Source organism: Thalassorhabdomicrobium marinisediminis (assembly GCF_003072065.1).
Classification (GTDB): Bacteria; Pseudomonadota; Alphaproteobacteria; order Rhodobacterales; family Rhodobacteraceae; genus Octadecabacter; species Octadecabacter marinisediminis.
Genome location: NZ_QCYG01000009.1, coordinates 13066 through 26106, shown reverse-complemented (window position 1 = coordinate 26106; position 13041 = coordinate 13066). Strand labels below are relative to the sequence as shown.

Genomic DNA, 13041 nt, shown 5'->3' with positions numbered 1-13041 from the left:
CACAAATGGAGACCCAGATCATGCAAGAGCTTCCCGAGTTCAAGGCGGCCGACCTGACGCGGCACACAAGTGACCTGTTCGACGCGGCCATTCGCTCGCCGATCGCGATCACCAAACATCGCAAGCCAAAATTCGTGCTGATGAGCATGGACCAGTACCAGCAGCTCGCGCGGGGGGCCACGCAACAGGCTCACATGATCGACGAGATGCCCGAGGATCTCAAGGCGCTGATGATAAAAGGGCTCGAGCGGGACTTGACGCAGGCGGATGACTAAGCCTGCGGCTGGAGAGGTTTTCCGCTATCCGTTCCTGTGGAAACGCGAACAGATGGCGGGCGAGACTGAGGGCCGCAAGACGCGGCCTGTTTGTATCGCCGTCACTGTCGCCAAGTCCGATAACGAGACCGTGGTGTTCATCCTGCCGATCACGACGCAGCCGCCTTTGCCCTCGCGCAAGTTTATCGAGGTGCCACAGATCGAGTCGCAGCGCGTGGGGTTAGAAACCCATGTCCGCAAATGGGTCATGCTGGACGAAATCAACACCGATATTCTGGAGCGGTCCTATGTCTGGGAGGATCGCACGCCCATCGGCTCGTTCAGTTCCGTCTTCACATCCAAGATCCAGTCCAGCCTGATCGCGCTTGCCAGATCGGGCGGGGCATCCGTTGTTGATCGGTTGAAGTAGCGTCGATCACCGCAGGGGCTGCCCAGCTTCATTTGTTCCCGTCGATCCATTTCGACATCAGCCCCTTGTCGCGGAAGCACTCGTCGGGCACGGCGCGGCGTTTTATGCGGGCGAGGCGCTCAGCGAAGGCTACCTGTTTCGATGTCGGACGGCTGTCCTGCGCGCTTGGGTTCAGCTTGGCCTGTGCGTCGATCCAGGCGCTCAACGAGCGCCGATCTTGCTGAACCTCCCACGGCAGAAGCGTCTGGTTGCGCAGGGCCAGCGCGCGCGCATAGGCGATCTGCTTTGGCGTCGCGGGCAGGGCGTAAGTGGTGCTTTCCATCGGGGATCTCCCTTCTTAGCTTGACTCTCAACATAGAACATAACAGGAACAAAAGCAAGCCACCTGCGCAGATCACGGGGTTTGAGAGGAAGAGGAGGGCCGGGGAAGGTCAGGCCTTTGGGGTGCCCGAAAGGGGGTGTCTGGGCCTGATCCTGTTCCTGATTGGGGTTTGATGCCGGAAAGTGCGGGATCGTAGGTTCTCATGAGCTTCGCATTTAACATTCTCCGGCATCAGATCCCTAAAGAGTGAAAGTGTCCTTCGGGTTTTGTGACTGACGGATGAGGGCCTTTGGGGTCCCTCAGATGGGTCCGGGCCGGGTTCCGGTCTGTCTTTCCTGATGAAGGGCATTCCGATGCAAACAGGTATCTTGCGCGTGTTGCGCGCGACCGCTGCCTCGTGGTGGCGACACAAGGAGCTACGCCGAACCGGCCAGACGCGGCAGGCACACCGGCTCGAGCGCGAGACTGTCCTGCGTGATCTCGGCTATCTGAAACAGGCGGCGTCATTGCCAAACGCGCATGTGATCTGTGGAGAGGGTGGGACGTTCCTCCATCTCGGCTGGACCACCGTTTCGGCTCTCGCGCCGATCGAGCGCTTTCCCTTGGCCGCTCTTGCGGTCGCGCGAGGGGCACCGTTCATCGATATCCGACCTGTCACCAATGTCATCGCCCTCGCGAACCTGCCGTGGGTGGCGCGGGACAGATCGGTCGACCCTGACCCTTGCGTTCCTGGCACGTCCGTCTCGCTGGCCGAATACATCGACATGGTCGAAGCCCTCGGTGCCAGGATCGCCAACGATCCACGCCCCCGTCAGTCAGCCTGATCACAATTCCCTCACACCAACATTCGAAAGGAGGCCAGCCATGGCCCGATCCCGCACGCCCAAATTCGATGCCTCTGAGGTCATCACCAACGAAATCATCCGTATCATCGAGCGCGGCGTCCTGCCGTGGCGCAAGCCATGGACCGCAGGTGGCAGCTCTCGTCCCCTGCGCGTGGGCGGGGAACCCTACCAGGGAGTGAACAACTTCCTGCTGACGATGCGGACCGTGATGGCGGGCCACAGCTCTCCCTTCTGGATGACGTTGCCGCAGGCCAATGCGTTGGACGCAAAGGTCCGCAAGGGCGAGAAATCCTCTGTCGTCGTCTATTACGGCCAAAGCCGGAAAGACGCCGGCGACAAGGACGACCGCAGCGATGGCGATGATCGCTCCGAGGAAGCCCACATCTTCCGCTTCCAGAAATCCTACCGCGTGTTCAATGCCTGCCAGATCGAGGGCTTGCCCGACAGCTTCTTCCCCGATCCGGAGCCCGTGCTCGAGCATCCGCCGTCCGAGCCCATCCCGCACATGCAGGCGTTTTTCGATGCCATCGACATCACGACCGTCTTCACGGGCACGGAGGCGTACTATTTGCCGCCCGTGGACAAGGTCTACATGCCGTTCATCACGCGGTTCCAGGACCCGCGCAATTTCTACGGGGTCTGGGCCCATGAGCTCGCCCATGCCACGAAAGCCCCCCATCGATTGAACCGTGATTTCGGGTTCTCGAAGTTTGGCAACACGTCCTATGCGCGCGAGGAGATCGTCGCGGAATTGACCTCGGTGTTCCTGGGTCAGACGCTCGGCTTCACGGCGCATACGCTCGAGATGAATGCCGCCTATCTCCACAACTGGTTGCGCGTCCTGCGCTCGGACAAGGGTGCGATCTTCAAGCACGCCGCGGACGCGCAGCGCGCCTGCGACTACTTGATCGCCAGATCGGAGGTGGGCAGGGCAGGTCGCAGTGCCGAGGCCGCCTGACCACACGGAGAACGGAGACTCGCATGTCACGCAAGGAACCCAAGACGCTGCGGGTGGCCTGCTTCAACGACGGCCGCCGCAAGATCATCACCTTCAAACGCGGAGCTTATTGGTGGAGCCAGTCCGAGGGCGCTTATCCGTTCTCGGCAGCGCTCGAGAGCATCAAAGAACAGGGCGGCTGGATCGAAACCATCCCCAACCCGAATTACAGACCCAAGGGGCTGCTCGGGTAGGGCGCCTTCGGCCTCGATTCATCCGCCGCACGGAAAAGAAAAAGCGGGCTTTGAGAAGGGTGTTTCAAACTTCTCAAAGGAAATCCCCATGTCCATGACCATTCAACCCCAGCCAGACCGTCCGGATCCGAGTGTGATCGCGGCGCAGAACGACGCGTTTCGCAAGCTCGCGTGCCTTGGAGTGCCGCCCGCCCAGTCCATCCAGGGCCGGATGCATGTCACCCGTTCGCTTATGGAGGCCGGTGACGGCTTCATGGCCGAGGCGGTGAAGGCGACCGGTGAGTTTGCCACATTCGAGCCCGAGAATGACCCGGAAGGCTGGCACGATTTCGGGGCGGTCGAGATCCGGGGCGAGACCGTGTTCTGGAAAATCGATCTCTATGAGGCAGATTCTGATTTCCGCTACGGGGCTGAGACCCCGGACAATCCTGCCACCACCATGCGCGTGCTGACCATCATGCTGGCGCGCGACTGGTAGGGCAGGGGATACCCCCTGCTGAAACCCCAGGCGATGAAGGCCCACTGACCCTCAAAGGGAGAGTGGGCCTTTTGTCGTGGTGATCCCCGAAGCCGGGGATTGGTCACGCGCAAGCGCGCGGGCCGCATCTCACCCACCTGGAAGGATATCCCATGACCACAAGCTTTGCTCCCCTTACCATCGCCATTGGCGATCTGGTCCCGCATCCCGCCAATGTGCGCAGCAACGCGCCGGAAACTTATGACCCCGAGAACATCGCACATCTGAAGGCCAGCATCGCTGTGCTGGGCCTGCTCCAGCCGCTCCTCGTCCAGAAGCTTGACGGCAAATATGCTGTCCTCGCCGGTGGCCGACGCCATGCCGCGCTGAAGGAGCTGATCGCCGACAAGGGCACCAAGGGGTTCACAGCGAAGACCAAGGTGGACTGCCGCCTTGTCCCTGAGGACTGCGATGTCACCACGGCGTTGTCTCTTGCCGAAAACATCACCCAGGTGCCGATGAACGCAATCGACGAGTTCGAGGCCTTCGCCCGGATGATGGAGGTCGACGGCCAGACGCCCGAGACGATCGCAAAGACCTTCGGCACCACTGTGGCCGCCGTGAAAGGCCGGTTGCGCTATGGCCTTATCCACCCCGACATCCGCACCGCGGCACGGGCCAAGACGATCACGCTCGACGCGATGAAAGCCTTCGCCGAGCACCCGAGCCAGGCGGCGCAGCGCGAGGTCTATGAGGCGCTCACGAAAGACGGCGGCTATCTGCAGGCCTACACCGTTCGACAGGCGCTCAAATCCCGCGGTGTGCAGGTCAGTGACGATATCGGGGCTTTCGTGCGCGCGGACTACGAGGCGCGGGGCGGCGCTGTCGCGGCCGATCTTCTGGAAGAACATTCCGTGCTCGAGGATGCGGCGCTGGTCGAGACCATCCTGCTCGAGAAGCTTGGGGCCGCCGCCGAAGAGGCCCGTATGAGGCTGGGCTTTGCTTGGGCTGATGCTTTGGTGCGCTATGATTACGCGACCATGGCCGACTACGGCCGCGTTTATCCCGGCCCGATCGAGCCTGATGAGGCTGCGCAAAAGCGCATCGATAAGATCACCGCCGAACTCGAGAAACTGCAGCTCGAGATGGAGGATGAGGGGCTCGAGGACGGTGCCTACAACGCGCTTTACGAGCGCGTGGACGCCTTGGAAGAGGAAGCCCGCGACCTGCAGGAGGCCTACAGCGCCGAGGACCTCGCGCGGTCTGGGGTAATCGCGTCCTGGTCGGGCGGGCAGGTGACCCTCCATGTTGGCCTCGTCCGCCCGGAAGACACCGTCAAAGAGGAGGGCGCACGCGGCTCCTCGGCTGGCCCGACCGGGGAAGAAGCCCCGGACGCCGGCGAAATCACCTACCCGGCCTCGCTGGCAGAGGACCTCAAGACCGAGCGGGCCATGGCCCTCGGCGCCGCGATGGCGCTGCATCCCGAGGCCACGCTCGATCTCACGCTCTTCAAGCTGGTTAGTGATGTTCTGGCCAGTGGAATGAGTGTCACGCAGGCGATCAAGATCGATGCCCGCAAGGAATACCGCAGCCACGCCAAGATGGACGAGATCGACGAGACCTCGCTTGAACAGGTGGCGGCGGCGCATGATGCGCTTGACCTCTCGTGGCTCGATGACGCCCGCGCGCCCGCCGATCAGTTCGCGGCGTTTCGCGCGCTCGAAGCAGGGGAGAAGGCCAAGCTCGTCGCCTATGCCACCGCCAGCACCACGCAGTCCTGCTTCGCGCGGGACCGCCAGCGCGACAGCCTGATGCATGATTTCGAGATCGAGATCATGCCCGACATTCGCGCCCACTGGACGCCGAACGCGGCGCTGTTCAACCGCTTCAAGAAGGCCTGGCTTCTCAAGATCCTCGGCGAGGATCTGGGTCTCGCCCAGGAGGCGGTGACGCTGGCCTCGTCGAGCAAAAAGGAGATCGTCGCCTTTTGTGACAAGCTCTTCGCAGAGCCCTTCGCCACGCTCACGGACGCGCAGCGCGCTGCCGTGGCCGCCTGGTGCCCGCCGATGATGCAGACCGCCGGTGGCGCCTGTGATGAGACGGCGCCGATCACGGAAACCCCGGAACCTGACGGCGAGGTCGCGCAAGCGGCCTGAGCCATCACGCGACCCGCGCGAGGCATTCCCTGCGCGGGTCAACCCTCTTCCAAACCGAACAGAAAGACATCCCCATGGCTATTCTCAAGTTCTCTGCGTCCGCTGTGGCGGCGCAAATCGCACATGCGCGCGCCTGCAAAACCTTCCTGCCCAACTGGAACGGGCCCGTGGACAGGCCCGCCCTGATCCTGATCGTCGGCAATGGTGTGCATCTGCGCTCAAACGGCATCGATGGCACGACCACCCGCATCGTCACGACCGAGCAGGCCGATCCCTCCTTTGCCTTCGCCGATGGCATGAACCCGTTTCGGGACACCGACTGGATGGCGCAGCGCCGCATGGCGTTTCGTGATCTGACCGGCCAGTTCTACACCGACATCCTCGACGATGTGCAGGTGCTTATCGATCGGGGGCGGGGGGCCATCCGGCTCGCCACCGATGGCCACAGCATCCGCGTCTTCGTGCGCCGGGCCTCGGACTATCTCATCGGCGGGACCTACGAAGTGCCCTCGGGCCTCGGCGGCACCTTCCGGGTCATCCTCAAGGATGCCTGCGATACCTTCGCGATCGTGCAGAACTGCGGCAATTGCGAGGATTTCGACGCGATGCAGCCCTACCGCGTGCCGCTCGATGCGCTGATGGAAATCGATGACCGGAGGGCGGCGTGATGGGTTGGCTCTTCTATGCCGATCGCCGCGTCCAGACCTACGCGGATGAGAAAGCGGAGATCACCCGGCTCTGCACCTTTGAGAGCGACACGCGCAAAACTGAACTGGTCAAAGCCTGCAAGGTAGGTTCGACCTGGTACGCGGCGGCAAAGGTCACAAGTATCGATGGCTCGCCGGTCGGGGACACGACCTATGTGACCGATGCCGATGGCTCCATCACTTTCGGGGCTGTCTTCCTCACCCGATACGATGACGGCTGCTGGGGCTACAAGGACATGGAGGAAAGCGCTGGCCCGAACGAGTCACGTGCTCCCCTTCGGCTGATCGAGCTTCTCTCCAACCTGAAAGACGAAGGCAGCTACGCTCATGCCTGGCGCCAGCGCTGCCGGGATTGGGCTGCGATCCCGGACTACGAGGAAGGCGACAAGATCAGGCTCGCCACCCCTGTGACACTCACAGATGGCAGCACCTGCCAGATCGTCACTGCCACCCACTACAGGCGCGGGCGGCAAAAACGCCGCTGCTACCGAATCGAGGAAACCGGCGGGCTCGTGCGGCTCTCAAGGGCCTCGCTTGCGGGCTCGGAGCTGCTCAGTTCCGCAAAGGGCGCGGCCAGTCCTGTCCTGGCGGAATTCCTAGCGGGGCGGGACGCTTAGGGGCGCACTGCGAGTAGTGCGCGCACCGTCTCGATTTCCAGCACCCAGTTGCTGGTCGTTTCGTTGCGCCATCTTATGCAGCGGATGATCCGATCAAAATCATCCTGAAGGGCGCGCGGAAAAACAGGCTCATGGTGTGCGATTCTGTTGCGGAGCCTCCTCACGGCTTCAATGTCAGACCTTAATTCTGATCGGCGCTGGCTGGCAGCGACACCACGAGGCGCGTCCGGAAACACTGCGTAGAAATGATCGTCCCACAGTCTGCCTTGGTGCCTGTTTGTCAGCATCTTCTCCCAAAACACGAACTTCAGTTCGGCGACGACCTTTCCGGCAGTGGGTTGCTGTGCTGCGCAACCTTCGAGGTCTCGTTTGGGGCTGTATGCCGGACCGCGCGGGTTCGGTAACGAACGGATGAAGCCTTGTGTCCAAGGCCATGTTCCTCCATGGACAGCTTCGATTGCTTCCACGATCGCGTTTCGCAGCGCAACTTCCAAAACATGGAGTGGAACCATGAACGCGGCTGATACTTGAAGATTCCAGTGGTATAGGTGGAGAGCTCGCGTCCTATCATTGCCGGTTTCGCGCAGATAGGTCGCAAACCTAGGTGCGGATAGGACGTTCGGAAGGTGGTGTTCTTCATCAGCCGTGAACGGTGGATACATTGACAGTAAAGACTTTCGGTGCCATATAGGGCGTGAGCTTTGAGACTGCGGGCACTATGCCTCCCCTCATTGCACAAAGAAAGCAAAAGCCCGTCGCATTGCGGCGGGTTTTTCAGTTTTCCAGCCCGACTCCGGAAAACCGTTTGATTGGCTGGTCGGTGACAGCAGACCATGCGGCTTGTCTTGACAAGACAATGCAAATGCATTACCTGCCACAGACAGCAAAGACCCTTTTCTTTCAGGAGACTGCCATGACAGCGCTCGCACAAGATGTCTCGAAGCTCACGGACCGGTATCAGACGACCGTGCCGGCGGGTGTGCGCAAACAGCTCAAGCTGGGCAAGGGCGACCAGATTCGTTACTGTACCGAGCCGAGTGGCAGGGTCTATATCGAGCCCGTGCGCAGCGACGAGGATGATCCCGCGCTCGGCGCCTTTCTCGATTTTGTCGAGGCCGATATCAAGGCGCATCCGGACCGCATTCGGGCCTTCGATGGGGCTTTGCATGACCGTCTTGCAGCACTGGTCGGAGACGTTGACGTCGATCTCGATGCGCCGCTATCGCTCGAGGATGAATGAGCGGCGATAGCGTGCCCGCCCAAGCGCCCCTTGTCGTAGACGGATGGTCAATTTATGCGCATCCGATCCTTCTGGACCAGCTCGAAGGGCTGACCCTGGAAGTCGAGGCGCGCAAGGCACGCGATCCAAAGACATGGCGCAAGAAAAGTTCCACGAAACGGCTGGCCGCCATTTTCAAGCTGGTCACCGAGGCCATACCGGCAGATCCGGGTGCCGCCGCCTTCCGGCAAGGCGGCACACTCGGCGATCACCGCAAGCACTGGTTCTGGGCGAAATTCTTCCAGCAGTATCGGTTGTTCTACCGGTTCAACAGCGATGCGAAGGTCATCGTGGTGGCCTGGGTGGACGACGACAAGACCCTGCGCGCCTATGGCAGCAAGACGGATGCCTATGCGACGTTCAAAGGGATGCTGGAAGATGGCAACCCACCTGACAATTTCGACGCGCTCTTGAAAGAAGCAGCGGCGGCGGACAAGCGGTTCGAAACTTCCCTTGAAGCGGCGCCAGATCTTTAAGCGGCCAGTAGACGGCTAGCCGTGAACCGTGCGGCAATTCCGATTACGCTGCTAGGCTCCGAGATTTCGCAACGACTTCTTAGCATCAAAGCCGCTCAGGACCATATCTCGGGCCGAACTTCTGCATATATCCGCGAACCCCGTCAAACGAAGGGGGCGGGCTCTCGTTTTCCCATGCCACGATAGGCGCGGAATACTGACTACAGAAACATGCATGAGGACTGAGAATGTGGGATTTTTCGTTTCGCCGCAGCTTGGGGTTGATGGTGCAGACATTACCCTTCGTGATTTTGCGTATGGCGGTCTACTTCGGAGCAGCGCTGGCCTATGTTCTTGTAACCGGAACTGGTGCAGGTCTCGGTTGGGGCATTGGCGCACTTGGCGATGATGGGTTTCGGACCTCGGCGACATTTTTTGGAGGCGTGACTGGCTTCGCAATCGTGTCGATCGTCATGTACTGGTTGCGCGAATACATTCTTTACATCGTCAAGGCTGGCCATATCGCCGTCATGGTTGAGCTGATCGACAACCGAGCCATGCCCGAAGGCCGTAACCAGATCGGGCATGCGCAAGCAATGGTGCGCGAAAGGTTCAACGAGGCAAGCGTGCTCTTTGCCATCGACCAACTGGTCAAGGGCGTGCTGCGCGCGATTACTGGCCTGATCCGCGGTGTTTTCACCCTGCTGCCAATCCCCGGGGTAAGGCAGCTTGTCACGATCCTTCATGCTTTTCTGAATATCGCAGTGGGCTTCATCGACGAAGTCATACTCGCGCACGGAATGCGCACCCGTGCTAGCGATCCTTGGGGGTCGGCGCGCACTGCACTTGTCTTGTATGCGCAGAATTACCGTCCGATGCTCAAGAACGCAGCCTGGATAACTTTGTTTGTTTACGGGCTGACGGCAATTGTCTTCTTTGTGATGCTGGCCCCCGCAGCACTCATCAGCAACCTTTATCCCGGCGGCCTGTCAGGAATAGGCATTGTGGTTGCCTTCATTCTGGCATGGTCCGTGAAACAGGCCCTACTCGAACCACTCGCCGTGGCGTGCTTGTTGCAAGCCTATTTCCGCAAGGTCGAAGGTCAAAGCCCAGATCCGCAATGGGATGCCAGGCTGGATCAAATGTCGCAGAAGTTCCGCGAGCTGAAGGCAAAGGCAATGCCTGAAAGCACAAACGCAGCGGAGAGTGAAGGGATGGCGTGATAAGACGCATAGACGTCGCCATAATGACAATCTCGACTTGCCCGGGGACTATCCTGAATTTTGTGCGCTGACGTGGTAACTGCTCGAAGAGGAGACCCACGTATGAGCATCGACAAAGACCTGCTGGACCGGCTGATGGAAGGCCGCTCGCCTGGCGATCTGTTTGGCAAGACCGGCATCCTTGCGGAACTGACCAAGGCGCTGGCGGAACGTGCGCTGAGCACGGAGATGGACGTCCATCTCGATGAAGAGCGCGCCGAGGAAGCGCCTGAGGGCCAGAACCAGCCCCCCAATCGGCGCAATGGCAGCAGCCAGAAGACGGTGACCACCGACAGCGGCAAGGTGGTTCTGGACATCCCCCGTGACCGGAACGGCACGTTCGATCCGATGCTGATCGCCAAGTATCAGCGCCGCTTTCCCGAGTTCGATCGCAAGATCATCAGCATGTATGCCCGGGGCATGACGACCCGCGAGATCCAGGGTCATATCGAGGAAATCTACGGCGTCGAAGCCTCGCCCAGCCTGATTTCCGCGATCACCGACGCGGTCATGGAGGAGGTCACCGCCTGGCAGAACCGCCCCTTGGAGCCCTGCTATCCGATCGTCTTCATGGACGCGATCCGGGTCAATATCCGCAGCGACGGAGCGGTCTCGAACAAGGCGGTCTTCGTGGCCCTGGCGATTCTGCCGGATGGCACGCGGGACGTTCTGGGCCTGTGGTTTCAGGCTAATGAGGGCGCGAAATTCTGGGCCAAGGTTCTCAGCGACCTGCGCAACCGGGGCGTCCAGGACATCCTCATCGCCGTCGTGGACGGGCTGAAGGGGTTCCCGCAGGCTATCGAGGCTGCTTTTCCCCAGACCCGGATTCAGACATGCATTGTCCATCTGCTGCGCCATTCCATGAACTTCGCCAGCTACAAAGACCGCAAGGCCGTCGCCGCCGCTCTCAAGGCGATCTACACGGCGGTGGATGCTGACGCGGCCGAACTGGCCCTGGTAGAGTTCGAGGAAAGCGATCTGGCAAGACGGTATCCGGCAATCGCGCCCAGCTGGCGCCGGGCTTGGAACGAGGTCATCCCGTTCCTCGACTACCCGCCAGAGGTGCGCAGGCTGATCTACACCACGAACGCCATTGAGGCGCTGAACTCGAAAATCCGCCGTGCCGTCAGAACCCGAGGCCATTTCCCAAGCGACGACGCCGCGGCGAAATTGATCTATCTCGCACTCAATGCTACATCGACCGAGTGGAAGCGTTCGGTGCGCGAATGGCACGCAGTCAGAAGCCAGCTCGCAATCATGTTCGAAGACCGCTTCCCAATGGCCTAACACAACGCGTCAGGCACAAAATTCGGCACAGTCTCCTTGCCCGGGGGTATGTAACTTCCTGCGGCTTTGACCCAAGGCGCTAGGAGCGCGTTCTCCGAGGCCGGCACTTCCACTGCCTTCGCAACATTCAGGTTGAAGCGCGGATCATCACCCGGACAGGCGCATCCATACCGTGCGGCGCGCTTCGATCGGCATGCCCTGAACGACTGAATCGATCTGCATGATCCCGTAAAGGGTCGCCCAGTCTACCGCCATCATCCGGTAGGTAAACTCCATCGTCACGCCGTCGATCACAGCGGTCGACGTGCCGATCAACCTTGGTAACTCGAGCTGGGAACACCCTGCGACCAAAGCCACGTCTTCGGGAGAAAGCAGCGGCTCGGGGATGTCAGGGTTGTCGATATCCACGATCCATCGCGGCTCTTCCGCGAGGCGCAGGACAAGGGGCTCCTGCGCCTCGGGATGGGTGGCCTGCAAGGCATCGCCAAGCTGGAAGATTGTGATCGTGTCGACCTCGTCAGCACCTGGGAACGGCAAGACCATGCCACCAATTAGGGCATAGCCCGCCTGATGTTCGATCAGCCAGTCACCGGTGAAGACTTCCTGAATTTGCGCCCAGTCACCTGCACCCGACGTGCCACAAAGCGGCGGTTCCTGCGCGAGAGCAGGCACCGCCATCACCATGCCGAAAACCAAAAGTGTATTCTTCATTTCGTCCTCCTGTTGGGGCCTTTCGCCTCCGTCATTCCTCGACGAAGAACGGCGTATCGAACGTACCTTCGATCGGACGGCAGTTGTCAGGGTCGGCCTCGGACCCAAAGTCATCAGCCAGGCACAAAAGACCCCGGAAACTGCCAGCGGCATGCCCTTCGTCGCCCTCTACCGTCAACGTCGTGAAAGTCACTTCCAGCGGTTCAGGCGCGCCATCGGAGACCCAGAATTGCATCATGCCATCGGGAACAAAGGTCACGCTGGTCGAAATTGGTGCCGTCTCAGGTCCGGGCGTGTGCGACATGAAGTCGGCGTCAATTACGAAGTTGCCGTCTTCTGTCAGCAGGCTCAGGGAGGAAATATTGTTGATGGTCAAAAACAAATTGGCCGTCGGCGATACCAGATCACCATCGGTCACGATGACTGTTGAACGCTCGAAGGCTTCGCCATCAAAGGTGGCAGTGATCTTGCCGATTTCTTCTACCTCCCAGGCATGGGCCGGAAGGGCAAGCAATGGCAAAGCGAATGCCATATAAGACAGGGTTCGCGACGGGAATGATTTCATGATGCTTTCTCCTTAGTTGCAGTTCGGTGTGGTCAGATGGAATGCGCCGGCTTCGGTTACTTGCGCCTGACCTTGCGCGATCAGGGCCTCGCCAATGATGCGAAAGTCGTCATCAGCCAGCCCCAGACCGTCGAGAATCTCGTTGATGTTCGACCGGTCGACGACACATCCGGCAGCCTCGATCGCGGCAACAGCGCGCTCCTCCTCGGTACCGGCAGTCGCAGTGCATGCCGGCGTCGTCAGGAGGAACATTCCCATTTGAGACACATCGGCGAGGCCTTCGGCGACAAGCTCTTCACCGATGATGCGGAAATCTTCGTCGCTGAGTCCGAGGCCATCAAGAACCGTGTCGATGTTGGTGTCGTCGACTTTGCAACCGGCGGCTTCGATCGCAGCGACCGTGCGCTCTTTCGGGGTTTCGGCATGTGCTGCGGTGACGGTGGCTGCAATGCAAGCCGTGAGCAGAAGCGATATCTTGGTCATGTCAAATCTCACTTTTCGAA

At 60.5% G+C, this 13041-nt stretch carries 18 protein-coding genes; 13 read left to right on the top strand and 5 right to left on the bottom strand.

The genetic code is table 11. The features are described 5' to 3' along the window. Window positions 1-20: 20 nt before the first annotated feature. Both DC363_RS14015 and DC363_RS14010 read left to right on the top strand, forming a co-directional pair. Entirely contained in the window at window positions 21-275 is a 255-nt protein-coding gene (locus DC363_RS14015) for a type II toxin-antitoxin system prevent-host-death family antitoxin (protein ID WP_241963009.1), read from the top strand. After that, window positions 268-684, top strand: coding sequence for a hypothetical protein (locus DC363_RS14010; RefSeq protein WP_241963008.1), 417 nt, complete (start codon window positions 268-270; stop codon window positions 682-684). The genes DC363_RS14015 and DC363_RS14010 overlap by 8 nt, the downstream gene beginning before the upstream one ends. A 28-nt stretch (window positions 685-712) precedes the next feature. Here DC363_RS14010 and DC363_RS14005 read toward each other — a convergent pair whose 3' ends face one another. After that, the gene (locus DC363_RS14005) at window positions 713-1006 is read right to left on the bottom strand and encodes a hypothetical protein (RefSeq protein ID WP_108641793.1); all 294 of its coding nucleotides are present in this window, start codon (window positions 1004-1006) and stop codon (window positions 713-715) included. Window positions 1007-1359: 353 nt separating this feature from the next. Here DC363_RS14005 and DC363_RS14000 point away from each other — a divergent pair, with 353 nt between their 5' ends. The 7 genes from DC363_RS14000 (at window position 1360) to DC363_RS13970 (ending at window position 6979) form a co-directional block, all read left to right on the top strand. Continuing rightward, window positions 1360-1830 carry a hypothetical protein gene (locus tag DC363_RS14000; protein WP_241963007.1) on the top strand — a complete coding sequence of 157 codons (471 nt, stop codon included), beginning with the start codon at window positions 1360-1362 and terminating at the stop codon, window positions 1828-1830. 40 nt (window positions 1831-1870) lie between these two features. Beyond that, window positions 1871-2809, top strand: coding sequence for an ArdC family protein (locus DC363_RS13995; protein WP_108641791.1), 939 nt, complete (start codon window positions 1871-1873; stop codon window positions 2807-2809). A gap of 23 nt (window positions 2810-2832) precedes the next feature. Next, a complete protein-coding gene (locus DC363_RS13990; RefSeq protein WP_108641790.1) occupies window positions 2833-3042 on the top strand; it encodes a DUF6330 family protein in 210 nt (69 codons plus the stop codon). Between the two features lie 88 nt (window positions 3043-3130). Continuing rightward, the gene (locus tag DC363_RS13985; RefSeq protein ID WP_108641789.1) at window positions 3131-3520 is read left to right on the top strand and encodes a DUF3768 domain-containing protein; all 390 of its coding nucleotides are present in this window, start codon (window positions 3131-3133) and stop codon (window positions 3518-3520) included. A gap of 152 nt (window positions 3521-3672) precedes the next feature. Further along, a complete protein-coding gene (locus tag DC363_RS13980) occupies window positions 3673-5655 on the top strand; it encodes a ParB/RepB/Spo0J family partition protein (protein WP_108641788.1) in 1983 nt (660 codons plus the stop codon). A gap of 74 nt (window positions 5656-5729) precedes the next feature. Continuing rightward, window positions 5730-6323 (top strand): hypothetical protein, encoded by a 594-nt coding sequence (locus tag DC363_RS13975; RefSeq protein ID WP_025042408.1) that lies wholly within the window; start codon window positions 5730-5732, stop codon window positions 6321-6323. Further along, window positions 6323-6979 carry a DUF6927 domain-containing protein gene (locus tag DC363_RS13970; protein WP_108641787.1) on the top strand — a complete coding sequence of 219 codons (657 nt, stop codon included), beginning with the start codon at window positions 6323-6325 and terminating at the stop codon, window positions 6977-6979. Before DC363_RS13975 ends, DC363_RS13970 begins: the two co-directional genes overlap by 1 nt. Here the strand turns inward: DC363_RS13970 and DC363_RS13965 are convergent. Continuing rightward, window positions 6976-7641, bottom strand: a complete 666-nt coding sequence (locus tag DC363_RS13965) for a hypothetical protein (protein WP_074647077.1) — start codon at window positions 7639-7641, stop codon at window positions 6976-6978. The two genes, DC363_RS13970 and DC363_RS13965, sit on opposite strands and share 4 nt — an antisense overlap. Window positions 7642-7892: 251 nt before the next feature. On the opposite strand from DC363_RS13965, the gene DC363_RS13960 reads away from it, so the two are divergent. The 4 genes from DC363_RS13960 (at window position 7893) to DC363_RS13945 (ending at window position 11262) form a co-directional block, all read left to right on the top strand. Beyond that, window positions 7893-8219, top strand: coding sequence for a type II toxin-antitoxin system PrlF family antitoxin (locus DC363_RS13960; RefSeq protein WP_036562940.1), 327 nt, complete (start codon window positions 7893-7895; stop codon window positions 8217-8219). Then, window positions 8216-8734 carry a type II toxin-antitoxin system YhaV family toxin gene (locus tag DC363_RS13955; protein WP_108641786.1) on the top strand — a complete coding sequence of 173 codons (519 nt, stop codon included), beginning with the start codon at window positions 8216-8218 and terminating at the stop codon, window positions 8732-8734. The genes DC363_RS13960 and DC363_RS13955 overlap by 4 nt, the downstream gene beginning before the upstream one ends. A gap of 227 nt (window positions 8735-8961) precedes the next feature. Further along, window positions 8962-9936: a hypothetical protein gene (locus DC363_RS13950; RefSeq protein ID WP_108641785.1), complete on the top strand. Its 975-nt coding sequence runs from the start codon at window positions 8962-8964 to the stop codon at window positions 9934-9936. A gap of 102 nt (window positions 9937-10038) precedes the next feature. Continuing rightward, on the top strand, window positions 10039-11262 hold the full coding sequence (locus DC363_RS13945) for an IS256 family transposase (RefSeq protein ID WP_108641784.1): 1224 nt from the start codon (window positions 10039-10041) through the stop codon (window positions 11260-11262). Window positions 11263-11409: 147 nt separating this feature from the next. Here the strand turns inward: DC363_RS13945 and DC363_RS13940 are convergent, their stop codons facing one another. The 3 genes from DC363_RS13940 to DC363_RS13930 are packed head-to-tail and all read right to left on the bottom strand — an operon-like array spanning window position 11410 to window position 13021. Beyond that, window positions 11410-11973: a hypothetical protein gene (locus DC363_RS13940; RefSeq protein ID WP_108641783.1), complete on the bottom strand. Its 564-nt coding sequence runs from the start codon at window positions 11971-11973 to the stop codon at window positions 11410-11412. 31 nt (window positions 11974-12004) lie between these two features. Next, the gene (locus tag DC363_RS13935) at window positions 12005-12538 is read right to left on the bottom strand and encodes a hypothetical protein (protein WP_108641782.1); all 534 of its coding nucleotides are present in this window, start codon (window positions 12536-12538) and stop codon (window positions 12005-12007) included. A 12-nt stretch (window positions 12539-12550) separates the two neighbouring features. Further along, complete coding sequence (locus DC363_RS13930; protein WP_108641781.1) at window positions 12551-13021, bottom strand: hypothetical protein; 471 nt, start codon at window positions 13019-13021, stop codon at window positions 12551-12553. Window positions 13022-13041 lie beyond the last annotated feature (20 nt).